Raw genomic sequence first — 24,839 nt, 5'->3', positions numbered from 1 at the left:
GGCCGCCATAACGTCCGGCGGCCGGATGGATGCACAAATAGATAAAAATGACCGGGCTTATTTACGGCCGCGCCGGCGTGGGCGTTCGTCCTTGTACAGAACGATCAGGACGGTGCGCCAGATGATCCACAGATCCAGCGCCAGCGTCCGGTTGCGCTGATAGATCAGGTCGATCTTCAGCTTGGTCGGCAGGCAGCGGCGGGCATAGGCGGCCTCGGTCGCCTCGGCGCTTTTGCAGCGGCGCAGGATGCGATCTTCGTGGCGGTGATAGATCAGCGTCGCAAGGCCGGTAACGCCGGGACGGCTTTTCAGCACCTGCCCATAAACGACCGGATAGCGCTCGACATATTCGCGGATGGTGGGGCGCGGGCCGACAAAGCTCATGTCGCCCTTGAGGATATTGAACAACTGCGGCAACTCGTCGATCCGCGTGCGACGCATGAAATCGCCAAGGGGCGTGATACGCCAGGCCTTATGCGCACCGGTGACGCCGAAATCGTCCTGTTGGCACAGCATGGTGCGGAACTTGAGGTGGGTAAAGCTGCGTCCCGGCGCGATCATGCGCGGCGCGGCGTAAAAAATCGGGCGGCCCTGCATGATCAGCAGGATCAGCGCAAAGACCCCCATGACGATGGACAGCGGCACCAGCAGGATCAGTGCAAGGGTGATATCGAACAGCCGCTTGGACAAGGGCATGGTCGTGCGACGGGGCGCCTGAACCTCGCCCTTGAACCACGACATTTCGGGTTGGGGCAATGTGGCGAACCGAGCGATGTCGGCCTTATCCCAATCTTGGTGAATCGTCACAATCCCGTCCCGTATCGGCTTTTGGCTAATATTCCGCCTAACATAGCGCCCCTTGTTTTCAAACTACTACAAGCGGGAAATTGCGCGAGACTTGCGCAACCGTGACCTTTCGGCCAGTCTTTGCTTATCTTTGCGCAACCGGGGCGGTATTCATGCGGAAATTTCTGGTGGTTCTGGACGATTCACGGGAATGCCTGAACGCCATCCGCTATGCCGCCCTGCGCGCGGCCAAAACCGGCGGCGGAGTTCAGGTGCTGGCGGTGATTTCGGCCAATACCATCCAGCACGGCATGGGCGTGGCCGACGTCATGCGCGCCGAGGCTTACGAGCGGATCGAGGCGCATTACGAAGTTTTCGCCAAATGGATGCGCGACCGACCCGGCATCGAGCCGGAACTGGTCGTGCGCGAGGGCGAGCCGGGGGCCGAGCTTGTGGCCCAGATCCACGACGACCCCGAGATAGGCGTGGTTGTGCTGGCCGCCTCGACCGAAACCGCGGGGCCGGGGCCGCTGGTCACGCGGCTGCTGCGAGAGGTGGCCAGCCTGCCCTGCCCGATTACCATCGTTCCCGGCGACATCTCGCGCGAGCGGCTGGAGCAGATCACCTAGAACACCCGCCGTTGGCACACGCCAGTTGGCCGGAAAACAAGCGGTCTGCGCCGGCCACACCACCCTGAGCCCGTTTTGGAGGCGGGGCTTGCTAGGGTCCCGGCGGGCCTGCAGGCAAGTTTCTTTGCCTTTGCACGGTTTGCCGCAGCGGGCGACGTGCCGCTCTGACTTGACTTGCCCCCCCTTCGATCCCCATATCCCCGATCAAAGGAGTCCGCGCCATGTTCATCCAGACCGAAACCACGCCGAACCCGGCAACGCTGAAATTCCTGCCGGGCGAAACCGTCCTTGGCAGCGGCACCGCCGATTTCCCTGCGGCCGAGGCAGCGGTCACCAGCCCGCTTGCCCGCCGCATCTTTGCCGTCCCCGGCGTGACCGGAGTGTTTCTTGGTTCGGACTTCGTGACCGTGACCAAGGCCGAGGATGTGGTCTGGGACCATCTGAAGCCCTCGGTTCTGGGCGCGATCATGGAGCATTACCAGTCCGGCGCCTCGGCGATCGAGGGCGCGGCGGCCAGCGGCCACAGCGACCACGATGGGCCGGATTCGGATATCGTGAACCAGATCAAGGAATTGCTGGACACCCGCGTACGTCCGGCCGTGGCACAGGACGGTGGCGACATCACCTTTCACGGCTTCGACCGCGGTGTAGTCTATCTGCACATGCAGGGCGCCTGCGCCGGCTGCCCCTCATCCACGCTGACGTTGAAAATGGGTATCGAAAACCTGCTGCGTCATTATATCCCAGAGGTGACCGAGGTGCGGCCCGTTGGCTGACACGCTGTCGCTGGGCTTCGATACATCGGCCGCGCATTGCGCGGCCGCTTTGCTGCAGGGCGACCGGGTGCTGGTTCAACGCCACGAGGAAATGGCGCGCGGTCAGGCCGAACGGCTGTTTCCCCTGCTGGAAGAGGTGCTGGCCGAGGCCGGTGCCGGCTGGCACGACCTTTCGGTCCTGGGCTGCGGCATTGGTCCGGGCAATTTCACCGGCATCCGCATCTCGGTTGCGGCGGCACGTGGGCTGGCGCTGTCACTGGGCATTCCCGCCGTGGGCGTCAGCGCGACCGAGGCTGCGGCATATGGTCTGCCCCGCCCCTGCCGCGTCGCCATTCCCGCCCGCCATGGCGAGGTGATCTGGCAGGATTTCGGCACCGGCACTGCGACCTTGCCCCGGCAAGCCGCACCGCATGACCTGCCGCCCGGTCCCGCACCCCTGCCCCCTGTCATGCCGCCGGCCCAGGCCATCGCCCACATCGCCGCCAGCCGTCGCGACCAGCCCGACCTGCCGCGCCCTGCGCCGATCTATCTGCGCCCCGCCGATGCCGCGCCGGCGCGTGACCGTGGCCCGCTGATCCTGCCATGACGCCGGACGAACTGGCGGCGCTGCATGGCGTCTGCTTCACCGCGCATCCCCGGCCCTGGACTGCATTGGAATTTGCCAATCTTCTGAACAACCCGCTGAATTTCCTGCTGACACGCCCGCAGGCATTCCTGCTGGGCCGTACCGTCGCGGAGGAGGCGGAATTGCTGACGCTTGCCGTCGCCCCGCAGGCACGACGCCAAGGACTGGCCCTTGCCCTGCTTTCCGAATTCGCCGCCACCGCGCAGGCGCGGGGCGCAACCGAGGGCTTTCTGGAGGTCGCCTCGGACAATGCAGCCGCCATGGCGCTTTATTCCGGCACCGGCTGGGACATTGTTGGCTGCCGCAAGGGCTATTACGCGCCCGGAACGGATGCGGTGGTGATGCGGCGCGTGCTGTAGCTCAAGACAAGATTGTTGACGGATTCTGACCCATGCGTCCTAATCCCAAGACCACGGGCCGACTCGCCCGCAACCCGTCTTGAGGTTCGACATGTCCCTGATGAACTCCTTTCTTGCTGGCGCCTGCCTGACCCTGCTGCCCATCGCGGCCTTGGCCGATCCGGCGCTGATCTTTGATCTGGGCGGCAAATTCGACAAATCCTTCAACGAGGCCGCCTATAACGGCGCCGAGCGCTGGAAGGCCGAGACGGGGGGCAGCTACAAGGAACTTGAGATGCAATCCGAGGCGCAGCGCGAACAGGCCCTGCGTCGGCTGGCCCAGTCGGGCGCCAACCCCATCGTGATGACCGGGTTCGCCTTTGGCGAGGTGCTGGACAAGATCGCTCTGGATTACCCCGATACGAAATTCGTCATCATCGACATGGTGGTCGAACAGCCCAACGTGCAATCCGTTGTCTTTACCGAGGAACAGGGCTCTTATCTGGCCGGTGTCGCTGCGGCCAAGGCATCGAAATCCGGCACGGTGGGCTTTATCGGCGGCATGGACATTCCGCTGATCCATAAGTTCGAATGCGGCTATGCCCAAGGTTTCAAGGCCGCCAACCCGCAGGGCAAGGTCATCATCAACTATACCGGCACAACCCCCGCCGCATGGAACGATCCGGTGAAGGGAAGCGAGTTGCTGAGGGCGCAGGTCTCGCAAGGGGCGGATGTGGTCTATGCCGCGGCGGGCGGCACCGGCATCGGCGTGTTGCAGGCTGCGGCGGATGCGGGCGTCCTGTCGATTGGCGTGGACAGCAACCAAAATCACCTGCATCCGGGCAAGGTGCTGACCTCGATGGTCAAGGGCGTGGACAATTCCGTCTATGAAGCCTTCAAGGCAGGGGCGGATGTCGAGCCGGGCGTCAGGATCATGGACCTGATCTCGGGCGGGGTCTCGCTGGCCATGGACGACAACAACAAACCGCTGATTTCGGACGAGATCGCCGCCGCCATCGACGCAGCCACCAAGGGCATCGAATCGGGCGAGATCAAGGTGCATGACTACATGACCGACAATAGCTGCCCGGTGTAGTAATGGCGGCAGCGGCCGGCGCCCCCGCGATCGAATTGCGGGGGATCTCGAAAGCCTTCGGGCCGGTGCAGGCCAACAAGGGCATCGACCTGATCGTGCAGCGCGGCACGATCCACGGCATCGTCGGCGAAAACGGCGCGGGCAAATCCACGTTGATGTCGATCCTTTACGGGTTCTATCGCCCCGATGCGGGCGAGATCCTGATCGGCGGCAAGCCCGTCACCATCGCCGACAGCCAGACCGCGATCCGCGCCGGCATCGGCATGGTGTTCCAGCATTTCAAGCTGGTGCAGAATTTCACCGTGCTGGAGAACGTGATTCTGGGCGCCGAAGACGGTGGCCTGCTGCGCCCGTCGCTGGCGCGGGCGCGGGGCGAGTTGCGGCGGCTGGCCAGCGAATACGGGTTGCAGGTCGATCCTGACGCGCTGGTCGAGGACCTGTCTGTCGGTCACCAGCAGCGGGTCGAGATCCTCAAGGCCCTGTATCGTCAGGCCGACATCCTGATTCTGGACGAACCGACCGGCGTTCTGACCCCGCCCGAAGCCGATCATCTGTTTCGTATCCTGCGCGGGCTGCGGGACGAGGGCAAAACCATCGTCCTGATCACCCACAAGCTGCGCGAGATCATGGAGATCACCGACAACGTCTCGGTCATGCGCCGGGGCGAAATGGCGGCCACAGTGCGGACGGCAGTGACCACTCCGGCGCAGCTCGCGGAAGTGATGGTCGGACGCAAGGTATTGCTGCGCGTGGAAAAGCCGCCCGCGCAACCCGGCGCAAAGGTGCTGGAGATACGTGGCCTGCGCATGATCGATGCCAGCGGGATCCAGCGACTGCACGGTATCGACCTGGAAATCCGGGCTGGTGAAATCCTGGGCATCGCCGGCGTGGCCGGAAACGGGCAAACGCAGCTTCTGGAGATTCTGGGCGGCTTTCCCGAGGCCGGGGCAAAGCTGGAAGGCGAGATCCGGCTGAACGCTAAGCCCCTGCCTCTGGACGGCGCTGGGGCGGATGGCCGCGCAAGACGCCGCGCCGGTATCGGTCATGTCCCCGAGGACCGGCAGACCGAGGGGCTGATCATGGATTTCTCTGCATGGGAGAACATGGCCTTCGGCTATCACCACGCGGCCGAGTTCCGGAACGGCGTGCTGATGGACCATGCCGCGATCCGGGCAGATGCCGAGGGCAAGATCGCGCGTTTCGACATTCGCCCACCAGACCCGGACCTGCCGGCCAAAAGCTTTTCAGGCGGCAACCAGCAAAAGATCGTCGTGGCGCGCGAGGTCGAGCGCAATCCCGACCTGCTGCTGATCGGCCAGCCGACCCGCGGCGTCGATATCGGCGCCATCGAATTCATCCACAAACGCATCGTCGCACTGCGCGACGCGGGCAAGGCGGTTCTGCTGGTCTCGGTCGAGCTGGACGAGATCCTGGCCTTGTCGGACCGTATCGCGGTGATGTTCGACGGCCGCATCATGGGGGAGCGACTGTCCGAGGAGGCGACGACCGCCGATCTGGGTTGCCTGATGGCCGGGGTCGATCCTGTGGCAACGGCGCGGGACGCGGCGCATTGGCCAGCGGTGATGCCGGACCCCGAAAGTGGCGGGAGCGCGGGATGACGCGTCGCATGCCTCCGGCGGGGGTATTTGAACAACGAAGAAGCACCAGCCTTGCGGGGGCCGGCTGATGGAGCGGATGCCGAAATGGGCGGACGTGATGCTGACGCCGCTGATCTCGTTGATACTGGCCTTTGCCATTTCGGCGCTGGTCATCCTGGCCATCGGCGAAAGCCCGGCCGAGGCGCTGAAGGTCATGGTCGAGGGGGCTTTGGGTTCCAGCTATGGCTGGGGCTTCACTTTGTATTATACGACGAATTTCATCTTTACCGGGCTGGCTGTGATGGTCGCCTATCACGCCGGGCTGTTCAATATCGGCGGCGAGGGGCAGGCCGCCATCGGGGGCCTTGGGGTGGCGCTGGTCCTGTTGGCCTTGCCCTGGCCGCATTGGGCGCTGGCGCTGCCGGCGGCGGCTGTGGGGGCGGCGCTGTTTGGCGCGCTTTGGGCGCTGATCCCGGCCTGGCTGCAGGCCCGGCGGGGCAGCCATATCGTCATCACCACGATCATGTTCAATTTCATTGCCGCGGCGCTGCTGAACTATGTGCTGGTCAACCTGCTGCGTCCGGTGGGCAGCATGGACCCGGCCTCGGCCAGTTTTCCAGCCTCCACGCATCTGCCGAAGCTTTCGGAAATGGCCCTGGGGTTTGGTATCGAATGGGGCCGGAACACGCCTGCCAACGTCACCTTCTTTGTCGCCGTCGCCGCCTGCCTGCTGGTCTGGTTGCTGATCTGGCGCACCCGGCTGGGTTATGAGATCCGCGCCTTTGGCAAATCCGAACCTGCGGCGCTTTACGCTGGCATCTCGCCCGTGCGGATCACGGTGTCGGCAATGCTGATTTCGGGCGGCCTTGCAGGGCTGATGGCGATCAACAACGTCATGGGCGAAGCCGAGCGCCTGATGCTGAACGCCGTCGAGGGCGCGGGCTTTATCGGCATCGCCGTGGCGCTGATGGGGCGCAACCATCCCTTTGGCGTGTTTCTGGCCGCGCTGCTTTTCGGCTTTCTCTATCAGGGCGGGGGCGAGCTGGCGCTGTGGACCACCATTCCGCGCGAATTGATCGTCGTCATTCAGGCGCTGGTGATCCTGTTCACCGGAGCGCTGGACAATATGGTCCGCATGCCCTTGGAACGGCTGTTCAAGGCGCTGCGCCGAAAGGGGGCATGATGGATTTCGCGACCGCCCTGCAAATCCTCGATTCTGCCATCCGGCTGATGACACCCTTGCTGATGGCCTGTCTTGCCGGGCTATATTCGGAACGCGCCGGGGTCTTCGACATCGGGCTTGAGGGCAAAATGCTGATGGCGGCCTTTACCTCGGCCTCGGTGGCCTATGCCACGGGCAGCGCCTGGTTGGGGTTGTTGGCGGGGATCGCGGGCTCGGGGGCGATGGCGGGGCTGCATGGGCTTGCCTCGATCAGTTTTCGAGGCAACCAGTTGATCTCGGGCGTGGCGATCAACTTTCTTGCCTCGGGCCTGACGGTCCTGCTGGGGCAGCGGATCTTCGGGCTGGGCGGACGCACGCCGTCGCTGTCCGGCGCGGCGCGGTTCAACGAGATCACTCTGCCCTTTGCCGACAGCCTGCGCCCCGTGCCGGTGATCGGGCGCATCTATGCCGATCTGATCTCGGGTCACACGATCCTTGTTTATGTCGCCTTCGCCATGGTGCCGTTGACGTGGTGGGTGTTGTATCGCACGCGCTTTGGCCTGCGGCTGCGGGCAGTGGGCGAAAACCCGGCCTCGGTCGATACCGCCGGGATCTCGGTCACCCGGTTGCGCTTTGCCGCCGTAATGATCTGCGGCGTGCTGTGCGGCGTCGCGGGGGCTTATCTTGCCACCGGTATCTCGGCCGGGTTCGTCAAAGAGATGACCGCCGGGCGCGGCTTCATCGCGCTGGCGGCGCTGATCTTTGCCAAATGGCGACCGTGGAGCGCGCTGGGGGCAACCTTCCTGTTCGGCCTGCTGGAGGCGGTGGCGAACCGTTTTCCGAACCTCGATCTGGGTGTCGTCACCGTGCCCTCGATGTTCATGAACGCCTTGCCCTATATCCTGACCGTCATCATTCTGGCCGGATTCGTCGGTCGCGCCATTCCGCCACGCGCAGGAGGAGAGCCCTATGTCAAAGAGCGTTGAGCTTGCCCGATTGATCCGGGACCGTGCCGGCGAAGAAGCGCCGGAATACGGCCTGATCCTGGGCTCGGGTCTGGGGCACCTGTCGGCGGCGGTCGAGGGCGTGGCCATTCCCTATTCCGACCTGCCGGGCTTTCCCCATGCCGGTGTCTCGGGTCATGTGCCGCAACTGGTCGTTGGCTGGCTGGAGGGGCGGCGTGTCGCTGTGCTGGGCGGGCGGGCGCATTATTACGAATCGGGGCGTGCGGATGCCATGCGCCCCACGCTGGAGGTGCTGCAGGCGCTGGGGTGCGAACGGCTGATCCTGACCAATGCGGCCGGCAGCTTGCAGGCTGATATGCCGCCCGGCGCGCTGATGCTGCTGGCCGATCACATCGCCTTTGCCGGCACCAACCCGCTGATCGGCGAACCTTCCGAGGCGCGTTTCGTACCGATGACCGATGCGCATGATCCGGTGATCCGCGCCGGGCTGAAAGCCGCCGCCGAGGCCGAGGGCGTGGATCTGCCCGAAGGCGTCTATTGCTGGTTTTCGGGACCGAGCTTCGAAACCCCGGCCGAGATCCGCGCCGCGCGCGTGCTGGGCGCCGATGCTGTCGGCATGTCCACGGTGCCCGAGGTGATCCTGGCGCGGTTCCTGGGCCTTCGCTGCGCCGCCGTCTCGGTGATCACCAACATGGGCGCAGGGCTGTCCGACGAATCGATCAGCCATGAACATACCAAGGCCATGGCCCCACTGGGGGCAGTAAAGCTGGAAAAGGTGCTGCGGCGTTTCCTGCGCGACTTTGGCGGCTAAAGGCGGGCCAGCGCCCCCTCGACCGCCGAGGCGGCTGAGTCCAGATCGTCCAGATTCTCCAGCGCCACCACCGGGCCCCGCCCGTCGTCATGGCGCATCCGGTGCTTTTCATAGCGCGGATCGTAATGATCGCGCATCAGCCCTTCCGACAGGCCGGTCCAGTCGGCGGCGTCGATACGGCGGAACCAGTCCTTGATCCGGTCGGCGGGATGCAGGGGGCGCAACAGGTTCACGATCCGCGCCACCCCCTCGGGATCGGCGCAACTTTCGGCATAGGCGCGGGCTGTATAGGCGGCACGCGCCTGAATCGGAACCGCCAGATGCAGCCGAGGCGCGGCGATGATGGCCTGCCAGATAACGCGAGGCAGGTTCAGATCGCCTATGCGCGAGCTTTCCGCCTCGACCAGCAACGGGCGGGCGGGGTCCAGCGCCTCCAACGCCACGGCAAGGCGGCTTTCGAACAGCTTTTGGCTGGGCTGACCGCCGGGCATGGCGCCGAACAGGCTGCCGCGATGGTTCGCCAGCCCCTCCAGATCAAGGAACTGATGACCGCGCGCAGCAAGGCGGTGCAGGATTTCGGTTTTCGCGCTGCCGGTATTGCCGTCAAGCACCACCACGGCCGAGCCGATGGGCGTATGCTGCACCCGCTGGACCACCAGCGCACGCCATGCCTTGTAGCCGCCCTCAACCCGACCCACCCGCCAGCCAATCTGTGCCAGGATAGTGGCGAATGCACCCGACCGCTGCCCGCCGCGCCAGCAATAGATCAGCGGCCGCCAGCCGCCGCCAAAGCCCGCCAGCGGCCCGGCGATATGGCGCGCGGCATTGGCGGCGACCATTGCGCCGCCCAGCTTGCGGGCATCAAAGGGGGAAATCTGTTTATAGATCGTGCCGACCTGGGCGCGTTCCTCGTCCGACAGCACCGGCAGGTTGATCGCGCCGGGCAGGTGATCCTCGGCAAATTCCTGGGGCGAGCGCGCGTCGATGATGGTGTCGAACCCGGCAAGCACCGGATCCGACAGCGATGTCAGACAGATGTCCACTTAGTAGACGTAGACCGGCGTTCCCGTCGGAACCTGCTCGAACAGGTCCATCACCGCCTCGTTGCGCATGCGGATGCAGCCGTTCGAGACGGCGCGGCCGATCGAATTCGGCTCGGTCGTGCCGTGGATGCGGATCGAGGTGTCGTTGCCCTTGGCATCGTAAAGATACAGCGCCCGCGCGCCCAGCGGGTTGCTGGGGCCGCCCGGCATGCCGTCCGCCCATTTGGCATATTGCCCCGGATTGCGCTTGATCATCGCCGGCGTCGGGGTCCAGCTTGGCCATTCCGTCTTGCGGCCGACGGTGGCGCGGCCCTTCCAGACCAGCTCATTCTTGCCCACGGCGACGCCGTAGCGGATCGCCCGGCCCGGCGCGACGACGTGATAAAGGAAGAAGTCCTTGGAGACCACGACGATGCTGCCCACCTCGAAATCATTGCGGATCGAGACTTCGGTCGGGGCATAGGGGTCGCGCTTGGGTTCGGCTTTCGTGGTCACCGCCGCGGGCTGCGCCTTGCTTTGGGCAAAAACCAGCGAAGGCGCGGCTACCAGCGGCAACGAGGCCATCAGCATCTGTCTGCGGTTCATCTTTGCGTCCTGAATCCTTGCATTCCTTGATCATGCGCCTAACCGCTTGCCGCCGCGGGATCAACTCAAAGCGCCGTGACGCGGTTGAAACGGGCCGGAAACGTGACTAGCTTGCATCGGGAAAGGACCCGCCTGTCATGACCTGCGCATCCTGCCCATCCTATCGCCACCCGCCACGCCGTGCCACCACGCGCGCGCCGCATCTGTGCCGGGGCCGGGGCGGGCGCGGTTGCCGCTGCCATGTCACGGCCCGCCCGGCGCTGGCCCTTCCGGTGCTGGCCGGGAACGGCCATCCGCTGCACTGGCGGCCCTTGCCTGACGACGGGCCGGCGCGGAACCAGATCCTGCATCACCCGCCGCAATATCCGCAGGCGCCGCCGCCTTCTGTCTGAATCGCGTCTTTTTCCGCAATTCCGACAGGACAAAACCAATGGAACATCATCAAAGCGATGCCGAACTGACCGTTACCGGCATGAGCTGCGCCTCTTGCGTAGGGCGCGTCGAAAAGGCGCTGCGGGCCGTCCCCGGCGTCAAGGACCCGCAAGTCAACCTGGCCACCGGCCGGGCTCATTTCCGCCTGAACACCTCCGACGCCCTGCCCCGCGCAGTCGAGGCGTTGGAGAAGGCAGGCTACCCCGCCGAGCCGCTGGAAACCCGCCTGAGCATCGAGGGGATGAGTTGCGCCTCATGCGTGGGCCGGGTTGAAAAGGCGCTGACGGCCATGCCCGGCGTGACCTCGGCGCAGGTCAATCTGGCCACTGGCAGCGCCACGGTCCGGCATGGGCCGGGCATCGCCCCGCATGTGCTGGCCGATACGGTCACCGCCAAGGGCTATCCCGCGCAAGTGCAGCGCGAAGCGGCTCCGCATCTGCACGATCATGGCGGCGACGCGGCGGGGTTGCGCCGCAACTTCCTGATCGCGCTGGTCCTGACCCTGCCGATCTTTGTCGCCGAGATGGGCGGACACGCCTTTCCGGCCTTTCATCACTGGCTGCACATGACCATCGGCCAGCAGACATTGTGGGTGCTGGAGTTCCTGCTGACCACCGCCGTATTGGCCGGGCCGGGGCGGATGTTCTTTCGCATCGGCTTTCCCGCGCTGCTGCGTCGCGCGCCCGAGATGAACAGCCTGGTCGCGCTTGGCGCCTCGGCTGCATGGGCCTATTCCACCGTGGCGACCTTTGCGCCGGGCCTGTTGCCAGCGGATTCCGTGCATGTCTATTTCGAGGCCGCCGCCGTCATCGTCACGCTGATCCTGCTGGGCCGTTGGCTTGAAGCTCGCGCCAAGGGCCGGGCCGGCGATGCCATCCGCCGTCTGATCGAGCTTGCCCCCGACACCGCCCATGTCGAGCGTGACGGCCAGATCGTGGAAATCGCCGTGGCCGAGCTGCATCCCGGCGACATCGTGCATCTGAAACCCGGCGAACGGGTGGCCGTGGACGGCGTGCTGACCCAGGGCAGCGGCGCCATCGACGAAGCCATGCTGACCGGAGAGCCCGTACCTGTCGTCAAACACCCCGGCGATCCGGTGACGGGCGGGACGGTGAACGGCGCCTCGGCGCTGGCCTATCGCGTAACCGCCACCGGCGGCGACACGGTGCTGGCCCGCATCATCCGCCTTGTCGCCGACGCGCAGGCCACCAAGCTGCCGGTTCAGGCGCTGGTGGACCGGATCACCGCGGTTTTCGTGCCCACCGTGATGGCGCTTGCGGCGCTGACCTTTATGCTGTGGATCATCTTTACCGGCTCGTTGGGTCCGGCGCTGGTCGCGGCGATCTCGGTCCTGATCATCGCCTGCCCCTGCGCCATGGGGCTGGCCGTGCCGGTCTCGATCATGGTCGGCACAGGGCGGGGCGCAGAACTGGGCGTGTTGTTCCGGCGCGGCGATGCGCTGCAAAACCTGGCCGAGGCCCGCATCGTCGCCTTTGACAAGACCGGCACGCTGACGCAAGGCGCCCCCGCGTTGACCGCCCTTGAGGCCGTGGACATCGACCCGACCGAAGCCCTGCGCCTTGCCGCCGCGGCCGAAGCGCGCTCGGAACATCCTCTGGCCGCCGCCATCACGGCCGCCGCGCGGGACAAGGGTCTGGAACTGCCCCCGGCCCAAGACGTCAGGGCCTCGGTCGGGCGCGGCCTTTCAGCCCGGGTCGAAGGGCGCGCCCTGCTGATCGGCAATGCCGCCGCGCTGACGGATGCGGGCATCGCGCACGCTCCCGCCCTGATCGCGGCAGCCGAGGGCTGGGCGGCGAATGGCGCAACCCCGGTGCATCTGGCCGTGGACGGACGCCATGCCGCCGCCATGGCACTGGCCGATCCGATCCGCCCCGAGGCCGCCGAAGCCATCGCCGAGCTGCACCGGCTTGGCCTGCAAACCGCAATGATCTCGGGCGACGTGCAGCCCACGGCCGAGGCGGTGGGACGCAAGCTGGGCATCGACCGCGTGACAGCCGGGGTCCTGCCCGAAGGCAAGCTGCAAGCCATCCGTGAAATGGGTCGGGGCACGGTCTTTGTCGGTGACGGCATCAATGACGCCCCGGCACTGGCTGCCGCCGAAACCGGCATCGCCATCGGCACCGGCACCGACGTGGCCATCGAATCGGCCGAGGTGGTTCTGGTGGGCGGCGATCCGGCGGGCGTGGCGCGGGCAATCCGCCTGTCACGCAGCGTCATGCGCAATATCCGGCAGAATCTGTTCTGGGCCTTCGGGTATAATGTCGCCCTGATTCCCGTGGCGATGGGTGCGCTGGTCCCCTTTGGCGGACCGCAACTGTCGCCCATGCTGGGGGCCGGGGCGATGGCGCTGTCCTCGGTCTTCGTCGTCAGCAACGCGTTGCGATTGAGGCGTGCCGTATGATGCTAAGAACCCTTGTCCTGATCCTGGCCCTTGCCGCTATGCCGGCAGCCGCCGCGCCCCTGCGCATCCTTGCCTTTGGCGACAGCCTGACCGAAGGATACGGCCTGCCGCGCAAGGCCGGGTTGGTGCCGCAGCTGCAAAAATGGCTAAGGGCGCGCGGCCATGACGTGGTGGTGGTGAACGGCGGGCTTTCGGGCGACACCACCGCCGGTGGACGGGTGCGGATCGGCTATTCTCTGGCCCGTCACAAGCCCGATGCGGTGATCGTCGAACTGGGCGGCAACGACCTGCTGATGGGCTTTTCCCCCACCATGGTCGAGGAGAACCTGGATTCGATCCTCAGCCAGGCCGGCAAGGACGGCAAGCCGTTGTTGCTGGTCGGCATCGCCTCCCCCGATCCCGACGACCCGTTGCGTCGCGACTGGGCCGATATCTGGCCACGTATGGCGGCCCAGCACGACACGCTGCTGATGGAAAACCTGTATCAGCCGCTTTTCGATATGCCTGACGATGGATACAAGACCATGCTGCAACCCGACGGGCTGCATGCCTCGGCCGAGGGAGTCGGGCTGATCGTGCAATCGCTTGGTCCCAAGGTGGAAGCCCTGATCGCGCAGGCCGAAGCCCGGCGCTAATGCGCCACCGCACCTTGGGCGGGCATGCGCTTGTTATCCACCGGCAAGGTGGTCTGGACCTTGCCGCAGGGACCGAAGTCCAGCGTCAGCGCAACTGTGTCGCCATCGCCAAGCGGCTGTTTCAGCCCCATCAGCATTACATGATCGCCGCCCCGCGCCAGCTCGTGGCGGCCGCCGGCAGGGATGCGGATGGGATCGGCCTTGACCATCTTCATCACGCCGCCCTCTTCCCGATGCGTGTGCAGTTCCACCCGTTCAGCGGCATCCGAGGTCACCGTCGATAGCATACAGGCCCCGGACCCGCGATTCTCGACCACCATGAAGGCCGCGCCGGACCGGGGATTGGCTGCACGGGCGTAGCCATCATGGACGATCAGCGTCCCGTCGTCCTGCGCAAATGCGGCAAGCGGGATCAGGCCAAGGCAAAGGGCGGACAGCAGCGGTTTCATCTTTCCTCCGGGCAGGTCGGGCCGAGCTTAGCGCCGGACCGGCACAGCCGCATCCCTATTTCCTGGGCCGAGGCAAAGCAGCCTGCCCCGCAGCCTGCCACAATGCGAAAGGCCCGCCTGATGGGGCGGGCCTTGATGCAAAAGCAATGCCGGGAAGGTCAGAGGCGCGAAGCCACATTTTCCCAGTTCACAAGCTTGCCGAGGAAGTTTTCCAGATACTTCGGCCGCGCATTGCGGAAGTCGATGTAATAGCTGTGCTCCCAAACGTCGCAGCCCAAAAGCGCGGTCTGGCCAAAGCACAGCGGGTTCACGCCGTTTTCGGTCTTGGTGATCTGCAGCGAGCCGTCCTTATCCTTCACCAGCCAGGCCCAGCCGGAACCGAACTGGCCGACGCCGGCCTCGGAAAACTTTTTCTTGAACTCATCGACCGAACCGAAAGCTTCGGTCAGGGCCTTTTCCAGCTCGCCCGGGATTGCGCCGGAATTCGGGGCCATCATTTCCCAGAATTGAGTGTGGTTCCAATGCTGACTGGCATTGTTGAAGATGCCGTTCTGCGCCACGGCGCCCGATTGGTAGGTGCCCTTGACGATGTCCTCAAGGCTTTTGCCTTCCCATTCGGTGCCGGCCACCAGCTCGTTCAGCTTATCGACATAGGCCTTGTGGTGTTTGTCGTGGTGGTATTCCAGCGTCTCCTGCGACATGCCGCCAGCGGCGAGCGCGTCGTGAGCATAGGGAAGATCGGGAAGCGTGAAGGCCATTTTCGATTTCCTTTCCAACGGTTTCGGAATGATGTTCTGACATAGGTGCCAAACGGGGAAAAGCCCTGTCGGCGGCTAAACGCCTTCAACATGGCGCGGGTTCCTGACCTATTCGCTGCCCGGCGAGCCGCAGAACCCGGTTCCGGTCATGATGTTGTCATAGCCAAGCGCTGTCGCCGTCACTTGCGCGGTGCCATCGGCTTTTTGCACGGTCAGCCGGTAATCCAGCCTTTCGGTACGCTGACCCGAGGCATTGCGCACCCCGGCCAGCGCCCAGCCATAGGTGCGGCTTCGGCGATCTTCCGCTGTGATGCGCGCCTCGATCGGCTGGCCGACAAGGCGCTGCAGGATCGGGTCGAACACCTCGATCCGCCCCTCGCGCGGGCCGGAGATCTGGCGCGTTATCATGATGAACTCGGGCACCCAGCCCACGCCGCTTTCGTCAACGATCTGGCACATCATCACCGCCGGCGGCTCTTGCATGGGTTGCTGCGCCCGGGCGGCAGGGACCGATACCATAAGGCCGGCAAGCAACAGGACAGGCAAGGACAGGGCGCAGCGCATGGAATCAACCGGATAGCTTTCACCCACCATCCATACGCGGCACCGCCGCCACCACAAGCCCTAGCGCGGTTCGAGATGCGTTCCCGGCGCCGCCGCCCCCGTCAGAATGCCGCGCAGATAGTCGGCGACCGAGCGGAACCCGATCAGCACGTAACCGCCCGGCTCGCGCCAGATGCCGCAGGCCGCCTGCGCGGCGCGGGTGCGGCGCAGCCCGTCCTCGGGCATCGCAGCCAGATCGGCGGGGCATAGCTTCATCAGCACTTGCAGCGCCTTGGGCCCCTGAATGCGGAACGCTGCGCGCATGTCGCTGACATCCAGCACCAGCGCATGTTCGGTGGAAAGCGCATCGGACAGGGCGGCGAGCGCCTCGGCCACCTCAGCTTGCGGCAGGACCAGCAACAGCTCATCCGGGGACATCCAGCCAAGACTGCGATTGCCATCAGAGGTGATGCGGCCCTGCGCAGGCAGCGCAAGCCCCGCCGCCCCGGCGATGGCATCGCCCGCGCGTGTCAGGTCGGCACGGATCTGGATCATGCCCCAGTCCTGCACCTGCAAGATATTTGCCAGCGCCTCAGCCATTCGCCCGGCTCCCTTCCTTGTCGTAAAAGACCGGATCGACGATCCGCGCCTTGTAGCTTTCCTGACCCGCGACCGGGAATTCCAGCACCTCGCCCATACGCTCGGGACCGTGCCGCACCAGCCCCATGGCGATGGGCCTGTTCAGCGTGGGCGACATATAGGTCGAGGTCACGCGGCCCTGCGTATTGCGCTGGCCGTTGCCGTTCGCACCGTCCTCGACCGCATAGGCGCCGTCGGGCAGCACCCGGCCATCAAGGCTTTCCAGACCCACCAGCTTCCAGCGGTCGGGACTGGTCATGAAGCTGCGCTCCTGCGCGCGCTTGCCGATATAGTCGGGCTTTTTCTTGCTGATCGCCCAGCTCATGCCCAGATCCTGCGGGATCACCGTGCCGTCGGTTTCGTCCCCGATCATGATAAAGCCCTTTTCGGCGCGCATGACGTGCATGGCCTCGGTTCCATAGGGGGTGACGTTCAGGTCGCGGCCCGCCTCGTGCAGCTTTTCCCATAGCTCAAGACCGCGGCTGGCAGGCACTGCCACCTCAAAGGAAAGCTCGCCCGAAAAGCTGATGCGATAGACGCGGGCGGGAATGCCGGCGATCTGGCCCTCGGCCCAGCCCATGAAGGGCAGCGCCTCGGGCGACAGATCCATACCGCCCAGCCGTTCCAGCAGAACGCGGGCCTTGGGGCCGACCACGGCGACCTGCGCCCATTGCTCGGTCACGTTGGCGGTCCAGACCTTCCAGTCCCACCATTCGCATTGCAGCCAATCCTCGAAATGGCCGTGCATGCGCTCGGCGCCGCCGGTGGTGGTATGGACCAGCCAGGTGTCCTCGGACAGGCGCGCGGCGACCCCGTCGTCGATGAGAAAGCCGTTTTCGCTGCAGATCAGGCCATAGCGGCATTTGCCGACCGGCAGCGAGGACATCATGCCGGTATACATCATGTCGAGGAACCTGCCCGCATCCGGCCCCTTGACGATGATCTTGCCCAGCGTCGAGGCATCCAGCGTCCCGACAGAATCCCGCACCGCGCGGATTTCGCGTGCCACGGCGTCACCATGGCTTTCCCCGCCTTTCGGATAGCAATAGGGGCGGCGCCAATGGCCCACCGGCTCCCAATGCGCGCCGCGGCGTTCATGCCAGCCATGCATCGGGGTCTTGCGCAACGGCTGGAACAGTTCACCCCGGGCCTCGGCGGCGATGGTGCCAAGGGTCAGCGGCGTATAGGGCGGGCGGAAGGTGGTCGTGCCCGTGGCCGGGATCGGCTGGTTCAGCGCATTGGACAGCACGGCAAGCCCATTGATGTTGCTGACCTTGCCCTGATCGGTCGCCATGCCCAGCGTGGTGTAGCGTTTGGTATGTTCGACGCTGTGATAACCTTCCTGCGCAGCCAGCTCGACATCCGAGACTTTCACGTCGTTCTGATAATCCAGCCACATCTTGAACTTCATCTTGCGCGTGGCGTGGGTCGGCATGACCCAGACCGGCATGGTCGCCGATTCCGCCTGCGCACCGGTCAGTTCGGGGACCAGCAGATCGCCCGCTGCCGCACCGGCGCAACTGGCCATCGCCTTGCCATCTGCGCCGGTCGGCGGGCGGTTCGGGTCAGGGGCGAACATCGATTGCGTGTCGGACCAGTTCAGCTTGCCGCCGCAATGGCTCCACAAATGCACCACCGGAGACCAGCCGCCGGACATGGCGACGCAATCGGCCTCTACAGTCTCGGTAACCTGACCAGAGCCGGAATGGGCGCAGACCTTGACTGCCTCGACGCGATGGCTGCCCTTGATGCCGGCGATGGCGCTGCCGGTCAGGACCCGCACGCCCCGCGCGCGCACCGCCTCGGGCAGCGCCCCTGCGGCTGTGCTGCGCGCGTCGATCACCGCCACGACCTCCAGTCCCGCATCCAGCGCGACGAGCGCGGTGCGATAGGCATCGTCGTTATTGGTGACGACCACGAACCGGCGTCCCGGCGCGACACCGTAATCGCTGACGTAATCGCGCACGGCAGAGGCCAGCATCACGCCGGGCACGTCATTGCCGGCAAAGCTGAGCGGACGTTCCAGCGCGCCCGAGGCCACGACCACATGGCCCGCCCGGATACGCCACAGCCGCTGGCGGGGAATACCCGCGTTCGGGTCGTGATCGGCCAGCGATTCCCGCGCCAGCAGATAGCCGTGATCGTAAAGCCCGGTCGCCATGGTCGAGCGGCGCAGGGTCACGTTGGGCAGCGCCCGCAGTTCGGCCAGCAGCGCATCGACGCGGGACTGTCCGTCAGCATGGTCAGTGGGCGTGCGGCCGCCGAAATGCGGGGTTTGCTCGATCAGCCAGACCGATCTGCCGTCACGGCCCGCGTCGCGCGCTGCCGTCAGTCCGGCGATACCGCCGCCCACGACCACGACATCGACATGGGCATAGGCTTGTTCATATTTGTCAGGGTCGGCTTGGGTCGGCGCCTTGCCCAACCCGGCCGAGCGGCGGATGATCGGCTCGAACACATGTTTCCAGAACGCGCGCGGGCGCATGAAGGTCTTGTAATAAAAGCCCGCCGGAAAAAAGCGATAAAGCCAGTTGTTCACCGCACCGATATCGGCGTTGAGGCTGGGCCACGCGTTCTGGCTGGTCGTGACCATGCCGCCGACCAGCGGTGTGGTGGTGGCGCGTTGGTTAGGCTCGAATCTGCCCCCCTGCCCCAGACCCAAAAGCGCGTTGGGTTCCTCGACACCCGAGGCCAGCGGGCCGCGCGGACGGTGGTATTTGAAGCTGCGGCCCATCATCAACTGGCCATTCGCCAACAGGGCCGAGGCAAGCGTATCGCCCGCAACGCCGCGCATCTGGCGTCCGTCGAAACGGAAGGGCAACGGATAGGCGCGGTCGATCAGGCGGCCGCCGCGCGGCAGGCGGAAAGGTCCGGTGTCGGTCATGCGTTCGGGCTTTCGGCGGAGGTGTCAGCGGAATTCGTGTTGGCCGGCGCGGCCAGCCAGTCGGGTTCCCAGTCCGGGCGCTGCGCCTGTATGGCGGCAACGATCTCGGGCGTGGGATGCGGGGTCTGGGCGCTGTAGGTGCCAAAGACCTGCAATGTCGCAGTATCGCGCGCGGCCAGGAACCACTTTCCGCAGCCATAGGCATGGCGCCAGCGTTCGAAATGCACGCCCTTGGGGTTCTTGCGGGCGAACAGATAGCCCTCGAATTCGCTATCGGACGAGCCGGGGCCGAAACGCTTCAAATGTGCCTCGCCGCCGGGCTGCAACTCGGTTTCCTCGGCGGCAATGCCGCAATAGGGACAGGTCAGGGTCAGCATGGATTACTCCTTGGCGGCAAGTTGCGCAGGCGATCCGACGTCCGGCAGGTCGGCCGCACGCGCGCAAAGTCGATGGAAAACTGTAACGGGGTCAGGCGCGCGCGGCCCTGATGGCTGGCGCGGATGGCAAGGGCTGCCAGAGCTGTGCTGGAAAGGTGCAGTGGATCGGGGCGGCAGTCAGCCCCCATGATACGCCAAAACACCGAGGGGCGAACCGCCCCCCGGCTTTGGGAAGAAAGGACGCCCGAGGGCGCCGGAACAAGCGCCTTAGTTGGCGGCAGGCGCCTCAGGCTCGGCCGGAGCGGGAGCAGCGGGATCAACCGGAGCTGCATCCACCGGCGGCTCGACCGAGACGGCACCGTCATCCATCGGCGCGGGTTCGGACGAGACGACCGGCGCGGTTGCCGGTTCGGTCGCAGCCGGCTCGGTGCCCGAGGACACGAACCAATAGATGACAACCAGCACGACAACGACAACACCGACGATGAGCCATAGGTTGCTCTTGTTCTGTTCGGCCATAAAGAAAACTCCTTGGTCATGGGGACGTAACTTAACAATTCACAAGACAGGAAAGAGTTTCCCGCAACTTGCACGGAATTTTTCACAACCTCGGGGAAACAGGCAAAAATCGGCTCAAGATTTCCGCAAACCGGCATGATCGCGCCCCCATCACGCATCAATGCGCCACCCCGGCTGCGACACTTTCGTCGATAAAGCGGCCCTCGGCGAACCGGCTCAGCCCGAAATCGGCAGCAAGGGGCCCGGGCTGACCCTTGGCCACCAGTTCGGCCATGGCCCAGCCCGACCCCGGAATCGCCTTGAAGCCGCCCGTGCCCCAGCCGCAGTTGACAAAGATATTGCCGACAGGCGTGGCGGACAGGATGGGCGAGCGGTCGCCGGTCATGTCCACGATGCCGCCCCATTGCCGCAGCATCTTCAGCCGCGACAGCATCGGAAAGGTCTCGATCAACGCGCGCACGGTTTCCTCGACATGGTGCCACGAGCCGCGCTGGGTATAGTTATTGAAGCCGTCGGTGCCGCCGCCGATCACCATCTCGCCCTTGTCGGATTGCGACAGATAGCCGTGGACCGTGTTGGCCATGATGACCAGATCGCAGCACGGCTTGATCGGTTCGCTGACCAGCGCCTGAAGCGCAAGTGATTCGATGGGCAGACGGAACCCCGCCATATGGGCCAGAACCGAGCTGTGGCCGGCGGCGACCAACGCCAGTTTGTCGCATTCGATCCGGCCCTTGCCGGTATTCACCGCGACGACCTGGCCGCCCTGCGTCTCGATCCCGGTCACTTCGCAGTTCTGGATGATGTGCATGCCCATGGCGGAACAGGCGCGGGCATAGCCCCAGGCCACGGCGTCGTGCCGCGCCGTGCCGCCGCGTTCCTGATAAAGCCCGCCAAGCACCGGATAGCGCGGCCCGTCGATATTGATGATCGGCAGCATGTCCTTGATGCGTTTGGGGCTGATCCAGTCGGTCGCGACGCCCTGCAACTGATTGGCATAAGCGGTGCGCTTATAGCCGCGCACTTCATGTTCGGTCTGCGCAAGCATCAACAGGCCGCGCGGGCTGAACATGACGTTATAGTTCAGGTCCTGCGACAGGTTTTCGTAAAGTTTCAGCGCTTTGTCATAGATCGCCGCCGAGGGGTCCTGCAAATAGTTCGAGCGGATGATGGTAGTATTGCGGCCGGTATTGCCGCCACCCAGCCAACCCTTTTCAATCACCGCGACATCGGTGATGCCGAAATTCCTGCCCAGGTAATAGGCCGTCGCCAGACCGTGCCCGCCGGCGCCGACGATGATGACCTGATATTTCTTTTTCGGTTCGGGACTGGCCCAGGCGCGCTTCCAGCCGGTGTGCAGGCGCAGCGCCTCTCGCGCGATGGCAAAGACCGAATAGCGGCCGGTGCTGGAACTTGCGGGGGCTGCGGGCATTGGGAACCTCATTCGACTCGGGTTCATGCAGAGTGAAGTCAGCACGATTTCCGGGCAAGCCGGGTTGCGACGGGCTGATTGTCGAATTGCGTCAGACCCCGGCGCAGATGTCCCAAATGCACCTTGCGTTTTGTCGCAGGGCTTTGACTTTCTCGCCCTGCCGAAAACCGCTATCACCAGACCAGCCAATGAGAGGAAGCCGATGTTCTGGATCGTCTGCGCCGCGCTGACAGGGGTGGTGGCCATGGCCATCGCCGCGCCGCTTTTGCGTCGGCAGGGCCCGGGGGCCGAGCCCACCGCCGCCTATGACCTGCGAGTTTATCGCGACCAGTTGCGCGAGGTCGAACGCGATCTGGAGCGCGGCGTGATCGACCTGGCGGATGCCGAACGCCTGCGGGTCGAGATCGGGCGCAAGGTGCTGGCCGCCGACCGTGCGCTGGAACGCTCGGGCAGCACCCTGCGGGCCACGGGCGGCTGGGCGGCGCTGGCCGTGCTGGCCGTGCTGCTGGGCGGCGCCTTCCTGATCTATCAGCGCATCGGGCAGCCCGAACGTCCCGATGCCCCCATCGCGCAGCGCATCGCGCAGGCGCAGGAGTTGTACGACAGCCGTCCCAGCCAGGCCGAGGCCGAGGCCGACGCCCCCCAACGCCCCCGACCCGAGGCCGACGCGGACTATGCCGCGCTGATCGAACGCCTGCGCGAGGCGGTGAAAAAGAACCCCAACGACCCGCGCGGACTAGAGCTTCTGGCCGAGCACGAAGAGCGGCTGGGAAATGTGATCGCTGCCAAGGACGCGCAGCGTCGGCTGGTCGCGCTGCGCGGCGACGACGTCAGCGCTGATGAACTGGCACGGCTGGCCGGGCTGACCATCGAAGCAGCGGGCGGCATCATCACCAGCGAAGGCGAGGATGCAGTGGCGCGTGCCTTGGCTCGCGATGCCCGAAATCCGCAGGCACGTTTCATGGTGGGGCTTTTGCATCTGCAGAACGGACGCCCTGACCGCGCCTTTCCGATCTGGGCCGGGTTGCTGGCCGAAGGGCCGGAAAGCGCGCCCTGGATCGCGGCGATCCGCGGCTCGATCGGGGATCTGGCCTGGTTCGCCGGCCACCCTGACTATACGCCGCCCGAATCCGCCGCCGCGCTGCCCGGCCCGGATGCGGATACCATGTCTGCCGCCGCAGACATGACCCCCGAGGAGCGCGAGCAGATGATCGAGGGCATGGTCAAGGGGCTGGAAACCCGGCTGGCCAATCAGGGCGGCACCCCCGAGGAATGGGCCCGGCTGATTTCCTCCCTGCCGATGATCGGGCAAAAGGACCACGCCGCCGATGTGCTTGGCGAAGCGCGCAAGGTTTTTGCCAGCGATCCCGCAGCTCTGGAACTAATCGAGGCTGCGGCCCAACAGGCCGGGCTGGAATGATCTGCGAGAACATCGAGTCCTTCGTCGCGGCCCTGCCCCGTGCCGGTGCTGTCGCCGGGCTGGATCTGGGCACCAAGACCATCGGCGTTGCGGTCAGTGACGGGCTGCGCAGCGTCGCTTCGCCGCTGACCGTGATCCGGCGCACGAAATTCACCGCCGACGCGCAGGCGCTGCTGAAAATCGTGCAAGACCGCGCGTTGGTCGGGCTGGTGCTGGGCCTGCCGCGCAACATGGACGGCAGCGAGGGTCCGCGCGCCCAATCAACCCGCGCCTTTGCCCGCAATCTGGAACGGCTGACGCCGCTGCCGATCACCTTTTGGGACGAGCGGCTTTCGACCGTCGCCGCCGAACGCGCGCTGCTTGAGGCCGACACCTCGCGCAAGCGCCGCGCCGAAGTGATCGACCAAGTGGCGGCAGGTTATATCCTGCAAGGTGCGCTGGACCGGCTGCGCTTCCTGGGATAGGGGCCGGGGAATGAAGCCCTCAAGCCCCTGCATCAATATCTGCCGGATCGACCCTGCCAGCCGGCTTTGCACCGGCTGCCTGCGCAGCATTGACGAAATCACCCGCTGGGGCCGCATGACCGAAGCCGAGCGGCGGGCGATCATGGCCCAACTGCCCCAACGTCAGGTGGCGGATTAGCGCGTCACCACCCGCACTTCGCGGATCGCGGTCTTAAGCCGCACCCGCGTCTCGACCGGCTCGCGCGCCACGGCGTCCAGGATCGCCCGCATGTCGCCGCGCAGCCCATGCAACTGATCCACCAGCGACAGCACCAAACCCAGCGCCTCTTCGTCAAGGTGATAGCCCTCGGCCAGATCCACCACCAGATTCAGCCGCGCCAGGTCGATTTCACGAAACAGTGGACCCTGTTCGGATTGCACCGGCACCACCACGCCGGCGCGGATATAGCGTTCCAACTGCTCGGGCGTCATTTCGCTGACGGCTTCCAGCGTCTCGGTCAGGGTGTAATGGCGCTGGGTCATTTTCCCCTCCTTGGATCATAGGCATGGTTGCGGCGCCATTCCTCCATGAAATGCGCCAGATCATCGTCGACTCTGGACGGCATGACGATCCTGAGGACGACATGCTGGTCGCCGCGCCGCCCATCTGCGCCCCGGATGCCGCGACCCTTCAACCGCAGCTTCTGGCCGGAACTTGCGCCGCGGGGGATGGTCAGCATGACAGGGCCGTCGATGGTCAATGCCTCGACCTTGCCGCCCAGCACGGCCTCGTCGATGGTGATGGGCAGCGTGGTTTCCACGTCGTTGCCATCGCGGAGCCAGTCGGGGTCTTCGGCCACGATCAGCGTCAGCAGCGCATCACCCGGCCCGCCCTCGCCCAGCCCCGGACCGCCCTTGCCGCGCAACCGGACCACCTGTCCGTCATGCGCGCCCTCGGGGATCTTGACCTCCAGCACACTGCCGTCGGGCATGGTGATCCGGGTCGAGCCGCCGCGCGCCGCGGTCATGAAATCGATCTCCAACGTGAACTGCTGGTCCGGGCCGCGCATGTCAAAGCTGCGCGCCCCGCCGCGCCGCGCGCCGCCAGCAGCACCAGCACCAGCACCGCCACGCCCGAACAGATCCGAGAACACGTCCGAGAAATCGTCGAAACCGTGGGGCTGGCGATAAGGATTGTCGCCCGATTCGGCATATTCGCGGTAATAGTGCCTCTGCGGCCGCTCTTGTCCCGATGCGTCGATCTCTCCGCGGTCGAAGCGGGCGCGCTGCTCGGGGTCCTTCAGCAGATCATAAGCCGATGACGCGGCCTTGAAACGCTCATGCGCAGCGGGGTCCGGGGTCAGGTCCGGGTGGTCGGTCTTGGCGATCCGGCGATAGGCTTTCTTGATTTCATCCTGACTGGCGTTCTTGTTCAGCCCCAGCGCCTTGTATGGATCGTCGGCCATGGCCGC

The 24,839-nt window shown here is 65.4% G+C and carries 28 protein-coding genes; 15 read left to right on the top strand and 13 right to left on the bottom strand.

Annotation, left to right across the window (positions count from 1 at the left end; all coding sequences use genetic code 11):
• Positions 1 to 57: 57 nt before the first annotated feature.
• Positions 58 to 807 (bottom strand): sugar transferase, encoded by a 750-nt coding sequence (locus JWJ88_RS01840; protein WP_205294421.1) that lies wholly within the window; start codon positions 805 to 807, stop codon positions 58 to 60.
• A gap of 152 nt (positions 808 to 959) precedes the next feature.
• Here JWJ88_RS01840 and JWJ88_RS01835 point away from each other — a divergent pair, with 152 nt between their 5' ends.
• From JWJ88_RS01835 to JWJ88_RS01795, 9 genes are all read left to right on the top strand, one after another.
• Positions 960 to 1,415: a universal stress protein gene (locus JWJ88_RS01835; RefSeq protein WP_205294420.1), complete on the top strand. Its 456-nt coding sequence runs from the start codon at positions 960 to 962 to the stop codon at positions 1,413 to 1,415.
• A 221-nt stretch (positions 1,416 to 1,636) separates the two neighbouring features.
• The gene (locus tag JWJ88_RS01830; RefSeq protein ID WP_205294419.1) at positions 1,637 to 2,191 is read left to right on the top strand and encodes a NifU family protein; all 555 of its coding nucleotides are present in this window, start codon (positions 1,637 to 1,639) and stop codon (positions 2,189 to 2,191) included.
• Positions 2,184 to 2,777 (top strand): tRNA (adenosine(37)-N6)-threonylcarbamoyltransferase complex dimerization subunit type 1 TsaB, encoded by a 594-nt coding sequence (tsaB, locus tag JWJ88_RS01825; protein ID WP_205294418.1) that lies wholly within the window; start codon positions 2,184 to 2,186, stop codon positions 2,775 to 2,777. Before JWJ88_RS01830 ends, tsaB begins: the two co-directional genes overlap by 8 nt.
• Positions 2,774 to 3,175, top strand: coding sequence for a GNAT family N-acetyltransferase (locus JWJ88_RS01820; protein ID WP_205294417.1), 402 nt, complete (start codon positions 2,774 to 2,776; stop codon positions 3,173 to 3,175). The genes tsaB and JWJ88_RS01820 overlap by 4 nt, the downstream gene beginning before the upstream one ends.
• Positions 3,176 to 3,266: 91 nt before the next feature.
• Positions 3,267 to 4,250 carry a BMP family lipoprotein gene (locus JWJ88_RS01815; protein WP_205294416.1) on the top strand — a complete coding sequence of 328 codons (984 nt, stop codon included), beginning with the start codon at positions 3,267 to 3,269 and terminating at the stop codon, positions 4,248 to 4,250.
• Between the two features lie 2 nt (positions 4,251 to 4,252).
• Positions 4,253 to 5,869 (top strand): ABC transporter ATP-binding protein, encoded by a 1,617-nt coding sequence (locus JWJ88_RS01810; protein ID WP_205294415.1) that lies wholly within the window; start codon positions 4,253 to 4,255, stop codon positions 5,867 to 5,869.
• A 67-nt stretch (positions 5,870 to 5,936) separates the two neighbouring features.
• Positions 5,937 to 7,031, top strand: a complete 1,095-nt coding sequence (locus JWJ88_RS01805; RefSeq protein WP_205294414.1) for an ABC transporter permease — start codon at positions 5,937 to 5,939, stop codon at positions 7,029 to 7,031.
• Positions 7,031 to 7,996, top strand: coding sequence for an ABC transporter permease (locus JWJ88_RS01800; RefSeq protein WP_205294413.1), 966 nt, complete (start codon positions 7,031 to 7,033; stop codon positions 7,994 to 7,996). The genes JWJ88_RS01805 and JWJ88_RS01800 overlap by 1 nt, the downstream gene beginning before the upstream one ends.
• Positions 7,980 to 8,786, top strand: a complete 807-nt coding sequence (locus tag JWJ88_RS01795) for a purine-nucleoside phosphorylase (RefSeq protein WP_205294412.1) — start codon at positions 7,980 to 7,982, stop codon at positions 8,784 to 8,786. The genes JWJ88_RS01800 and JWJ88_RS01795 overlap by 17 nt, the downstream gene beginning before the upstream one ends.
• On the opposite strand, the gene mnmH is transcribed toward JWJ88_RS01795, so the two are convergent.
• Together mnmH and JWJ88_RS01785 are read right to left on the bottom strand one after the other, a co-directional pair.
• Positions 8,783 to 9,829, bottom strand: coding sequence for a tRNA 2-selenouridine(34) synthase MnmH (gene mnmH, locus JWJ88_RS01790; protein ID WP_205294411.1), 1,047 nt, complete (start codon positions 9,827 to 9,829; stop codon positions 8,783 to 8,785). The genes JWJ88_RS01795 and mnmH overlap by 4 nt on opposite strands.
• Positions 9,830 to 10,414 (bottom strand): L,D-transpeptidase, encoded by a 585-nt coding sequence (locus JWJ88_RS01785; RefSeq protein WP_205294410.1) that lies wholly within the window; start codon positions 10,412 to 10,414, stop codon positions 9,830 to 9,832.
• Between the two features lie 137 nt (positions 10,415 to 10,551).
• On the opposite strand from JWJ88_RS01785, the gene JWJ88_RS01780 reads away from it, so the two are divergent.
• From JWJ88_RS01780 to JWJ88_RS01770, 3 genes are read left to right on the top strand one after another with little or no spacing between them, the layout of a single operon-like run.
• Positions 10,552 to 10,806, top strand: coding sequence for a hypothetical protein (locus JWJ88_RS01780; protein ID WP_205294409.1), 255 nt, complete (start codon positions 10,552 to 10,554; stop codon positions 10,804 to 10,806).
• 38 nt (positions 10,807 to 10,844) lie between these two features.
• The gene (locus tag JWJ88_RS01775; protein ID WP_205294408.1) at positions 10,845 to 13,268 is read left to right on the top strand and encodes a heavy metal translocating P-type ATPase; all 2,424 of its coding nucleotides are present in this window, start codon (positions 10,845 to 10,847) and stop codon (positions 13,266 to 13,268) included.
• Entirely contained in the window at positions 13,265 to 13,903 is a 639-nt protein-coding gene (locus tag JWJ88_RS01770; protein ID WP_205294407.1) for an arylesterase, read from the top strand. Before JWJ88_RS01775 ends, JWJ88_RS01770 begins: the two co-directional genes overlap by 4 nt.
• On the opposite strand, the gene JWJ88_RS01765 is transcribed toward JWJ88_RS01770, so the two are convergent.
• The 8 genes from JWJ88_RS01765 to JWJ88_RS01730 form a co-directional block, all read right to left on the bottom strand.
• Complete coding sequence (locus tag JWJ88_RS01765; RefSeq protein ID WP_205294406.1) at positions 13,900 to 14,352, bottom strand: copper chaperone PCu(A)C; 453 nt, start codon at positions 14,350 to 14,352, stop codon at positions 13,900 to 13,902. The genes JWJ88_RS01770 and JWJ88_RS01765 overlap by 4 nt on opposite strands.
• Before the next feature lie 158 nt (positions 14,353 to 14,510).
• The gene (locus JWJ88_RS01760) at positions 14,511 to 15,110 is read right to left on the bottom strand and encodes a superoxide dismutase (protein ID WP_205294405.1); all 600 of its coding nucleotides are present in this window, start codon (positions 15,108 to 15,110) and stop codon (positions 14,511 to 14,513) included.
• 108 nt (positions 15,111 to 15,218) lie between these two features.
• On the bottom strand, positions 15,219 to 15,674 hold the full coding sequence (locus JWJ88_RS01755; RefSeq protein ID WP_205294404.1) for a hypothetical protein: 456 nt from the start codon (positions 15,672 to 15,674) through the stop codon (positions 15,219 to 15,221).
• 60 nt (positions 15,675 to 15,734) lie between these two features.
• The gene (locus JWJ88_RS01750) at positions 15,735 to 16,253 is read right to left on the bottom strand and encodes a sarcosine oxidase subunit gamma (protein WP_205294403.1); all 519 of its coding nucleotides are present in this window, start codon (positions 16,251 to 16,253) and stop codon (positions 15,735 to 15,737) included.
• Entirely contained in the window at positions 16,246 to 19,176 is a 2,931-nt protein-coding gene (locus tag JWJ88_RS01745) for a sarcosine oxidase subunit alpha family protein (protein ID WP_205294402.1), read from the bottom strand. The genes JWJ88_RS01750 and JWJ88_RS01745 overlap by 8 nt, the downstream gene beginning before the upstream one ends.
• On the bottom strand, positions 19,173 to 19,553 hold the full coding sequence (locus tag JWJ88_RS01740) for a sarcosine oxidase subunit delta (RefSeq protein WP_205294401.1): 381 nt from the start codon (positions 19,551 to 19,553) through the stop codon (positions 19,173 to 19,175). Before JWJ88_RS01740 ends, JWJ88_RS01745 begins: the two co-directional genes overlap by 4 nt.
• A 267-nt stretch (positions 19,554 to 19,820) precedes the next feature.
• A complete protein-coding gene (locus JWJ88_RS01735; RefSeq protein WP_205294400.1) occupies positions 19,821 to 20,072 on the bottom strand; it encodes a hypothetical protein in 252 nt (83 codons plus the stop codon).
• A 157-nt stretch (positions 20,073 to 20,229) separates the two neighbouring features.
• On the bottom strand, positions 20,230 to 21,504 hold the full coding sequence (locus JWJ88_RS01730; protein WP_205294399.1) for a sarcosine oxidase subunit beta family protein: 1,275 nt from the start codon (positions 21,502 to 21,504) through the stop codon (positions 20,230 to 20,232).
• Positions 21,505 to 21,706: 202 nt separating this feature from the next.
• Between JWJ88_RS01730 and ccmI the strand changes: the two genes are divergently transcribed.
• The 3 genes from ccmI to JWJ88_RS01715 are packed head-to-tail and all read left to right on the top strand — an operon-like array spanning position 21,707 to position 23,566.
• The gene (ccmI, locus tag JWJ88_RS01725) at positions 21,707 to 22,924 is read left to right on the top strand and encodes a c-type cytochrome biogenesis protein CcmI (RefSeq protein WP_205294398.1); all 1,218 of its coding nucleotides are present in this window, start codon (positions 21,707 to 21,709) and stop codon (positions 22,922 to 22,924) included.
• Entirely contained in the window at positions 22,921 to 23,388 is a 468-nt protein-coding gene (ruvX, locus tag JWJ88_RS01720; RefSeq protein ID WP_205294397.1) for a Holliday junction resolvase RuvX, read from the top strand. Before ccmI ends, ruvX begins: the two co-directional genes overlap by 4 nt.
• Before the next feature lie 10 nt (positions 23,389 to 23,398).
• Positions 23,399 to 23,566 carry a DUF1289 domain-containing protein gene (locus JWJ88_RS01715; RefSeq protein WP_205294396.1) on the top strand — a complete coding sequence of 56 codons (168 nt, stop codon included), beginning with the start codon at positions 23,399 to 23,401 and terminating at the stop codon, positions 23,564 to 23,566.
• On the opposite strand, the gene JWJ88_RS01710 is transcribed toward JWJ88_RS01715, so the two are convergent.
• Both JWJ88_RS01710 and JWJ88_RS01705 read right to left on the bottom strand, forming a co-directional pair.
• Positions 23,563 to 23,910 (bottom strand): hypothetical protein, encoded by a 348-nt coding sequence (locus JWJ88_RS01710; protein WP_205294395.1) that lies wholly within the window; start codon positions 23,908 to 23,910, stop codon positions 23,563 to 23,565. The two genes, JWJ88_RS01715 and JWJ88_RS01710, sit on opposite strands and share 4 nt — an antisense overlap.
• Positions 23,907 to 24,833, bottom strand: coding sequence for a DnaJ C-terminal domain-containing protein (locus JWJ88_RS01705; protein WP_205294394.1), 927 nt, complete (start codon positions 24,831 to 24,833; stop codon positions 23,907 to 23,909). The genes JWJ88_RS01710 and JWJ88_RS01705 overlap by 4 nt, the downstream gene beginning before the upstream one ends.
• Between the last annotated feature and the right edge of the window lie 6 nt (positions 24,834 to 24,839).

The sequence above is a fragment of the Paracoccus methylovorus genome (assembly GCF_016919705.1).
In the GTDB taxonomy this organism is placed as follows: domain Bacteria; phylum Pseudomonadota; class Alphaproteobacteria; order Rhodobacterales; family Rhodobacteraceae; genus Paracoccus; species Paracoccus methylovorus.
This window is presented reverse-complemented; position numbering and strand designations above follow the sequence as displayed.

What these genes read in the sequence shown, in the direction of transcription:
- JWJ88_RS01835 (WP_205294420.1), top strand. Translation starts at nt 960, where the DNA reads ATGCGGAAATTTCTGGTGGTTCTGGACGATTCACGGGAATGCCTGAAC.
- JWJ88_RS01830 (WP_205294419.1), top strand. Translation starts at nt 1,637, where the DNA reads ATGTTCATCCAGACCGAAACCACGCCGAACCCGGCAACGCTGAAATTC.
- JWJ88_RS01820 (WP_205294417.1), top strand. Translation starts at nt 2,774, where the DNA reads ATGACGCCGGACGAACTGGCGGCGCTGCATGGCGTCTGCTTCACCGCG.
- JWJ88_RS01815 (WP_205294416.1), top strand. Translation starts at nt 3,267, where the DNA reads ATGTCCCTGATGAACTCCTTTCTTGCTGGCGCCTGCCTGACCCTGCTG.
- JWJ88_RS01810 (WP_205294415.1), top strand. Translation starts at nt 4,253, where the DNA reads ATGGCGGCAGCGGCCGGCGCCCCCGCGATCGAATTGCGGGGGATCTCG.
- JWJ88_RS01805 (WP_205294414.1), top strand. Translation starts at nt 5,937, where the DNA reads ATGGAGCGGATGCCGAAATGGGCGGACGTGATGCTGACGCCGCTGATC.
- JWJ88_RS01800 (WP_205294413.1), top strand. Translation starts at nt 7,031, where the DNA reads ATGGATTTCGCGACCGCCCTGCAAATCCTCGATTCTGCCATCCGGCTG.
- JWJ88_RS01795 (WP_205294412.1), top strand. Translation starts at nt 7,980, where the DNA reads ATGTCAAAGAGCGTTGAGCTTGCCCGATTGATCCGGGACCGTGCCGGC.
- JWJ88_RS01785 (WP_205294410.1), bottom strand. Translation starts at nt 10,414, where the DNA reads ATGAACCGCAGACAGATGCTGATGGCCTCGTTGCCGCTGGTAGCCGCG.
- JWJ88_RS01780 (WP_205294409.1), top strand. Translation starts at nt 10,552, where the DNA reads ATGACCTGCGCATCCTGCCCATCCTATCGCCACCCGCCACGCCGTGCC.
- JWJ88_RS01775 (WP_205294408.1), top strand. Translation starts at nt 10,845, where the DNA reads ATGGAACATCATCAAAGCGATGCCGAACTGACCGTTACCGGCATGAGC.
- JWJ88_RS01770 (WP_205294407.1), top strand. Translation starts at nt 13,265, where the DNA reads ATGATGCTAAGAACCCTTGTCCTGATCCTGGCCCTTGCCGCTATGCCG.
- JWJ88_RS01765 (WP_205294406.1), bottom strand. Translation starts at nt 14,352, where the DNA reads ATGAAACCGCTGCTGTCCGCCCTTTGCCTTGGCCTGATCCCGCTTGCC.
- JWJ88_RS01760 (WP_205294405.1), bottom strand. Translation starts at nt 15,110, where the DNA reads ATGGCCTTCACGCTTCCCGATCTTCCCTATGCTCACGACGCGCTCGCC.
- JWJ88_RS01755 (WP_205294404.1), bottom strand. Translation starts at nt 15,674, where the DNA reads ATGCGCTGCGCCCTGTCCTTGCCTGTCCTGTTGCTTGCCGGCCTTATG.
- JWJ88_RS01750 (WP_205294403.1), bottom strand. Translation starts at nt 16,253, where the DNA reads ATGGCTGAGGCGCTGGCAAATATCTTGCAGGTGCAGGACTGGGGCATG.
- JWJ88_RS01745 (WP_205294402.1), bottom strand. Translation starts at nt 19,176, where the DNA reads ATGACCGACACCGGACCTTTCCGCCTGCCGCGCGGCGGCCGCCTGATC.
- JWJ88_RS01740 (WP_205294401.1), bottom strand. Translation starts at nt 19,553, where the DNA reads ATGCTGACCCTGACCTGTCCCTATTGCGGCATTGCCGCCGAGGAAACC.
- JWJ88_RS01735 (WP_205294400.1), bottom strand. Translation starts at nt 20,072, where the DNA reads ATGGCCGAACAGAACAAGAGCAACCTATGGCTCATCGTCGGTGTTGTC.
- JWJ88_RS01730 (WP_205294399.1), bottom strand. Translation starts at nt 21,504, where the DNA reads ATGCCCGCAGCCCCCGCAAGTTCCAGCACCGGCCGCTATTCGGTCTTT.
- ccmI (WP_205294398.1), top strand. Translation starts at nt 21,707, where the DNA reads ATGTTCTGGATCGTCTGCGCCGCGCTGACAGGGGTGGTGGCCATGGCC.
- ruvX (WP_205294397.1), top strand. Translation starts at nt 22,921, where the DNA reads ATGATCTGCGAGAACATCGAGTCCTTCGTCGCGGCCCTGCCCCGTGCC.
- JWJ88_RS01715 (WP_205294396.1), top strand. Translation starts at nt 23,399, where the DNA reads ATGAAGCCCTCAAGCCCCTGCATCAATATCTGCCGGATCGACCCTGCC.
- JWJ88_RS01710 (WP_205294395.1), bottom strand. Translation starts at nt 23,910, where the DNA reads ATGACCCAGCGCCATTACACCCTGACCGAGACGCTGGAAGCCGTCAGC.
- JWJ88_RS01705 (WP_205294394.1), bottom strand. Translation starts at nt 24,833, where the DNA reads ATGGCCGACGATCCATACAAGGCGCTGGGGCTGAACAAGAACGCCAGT.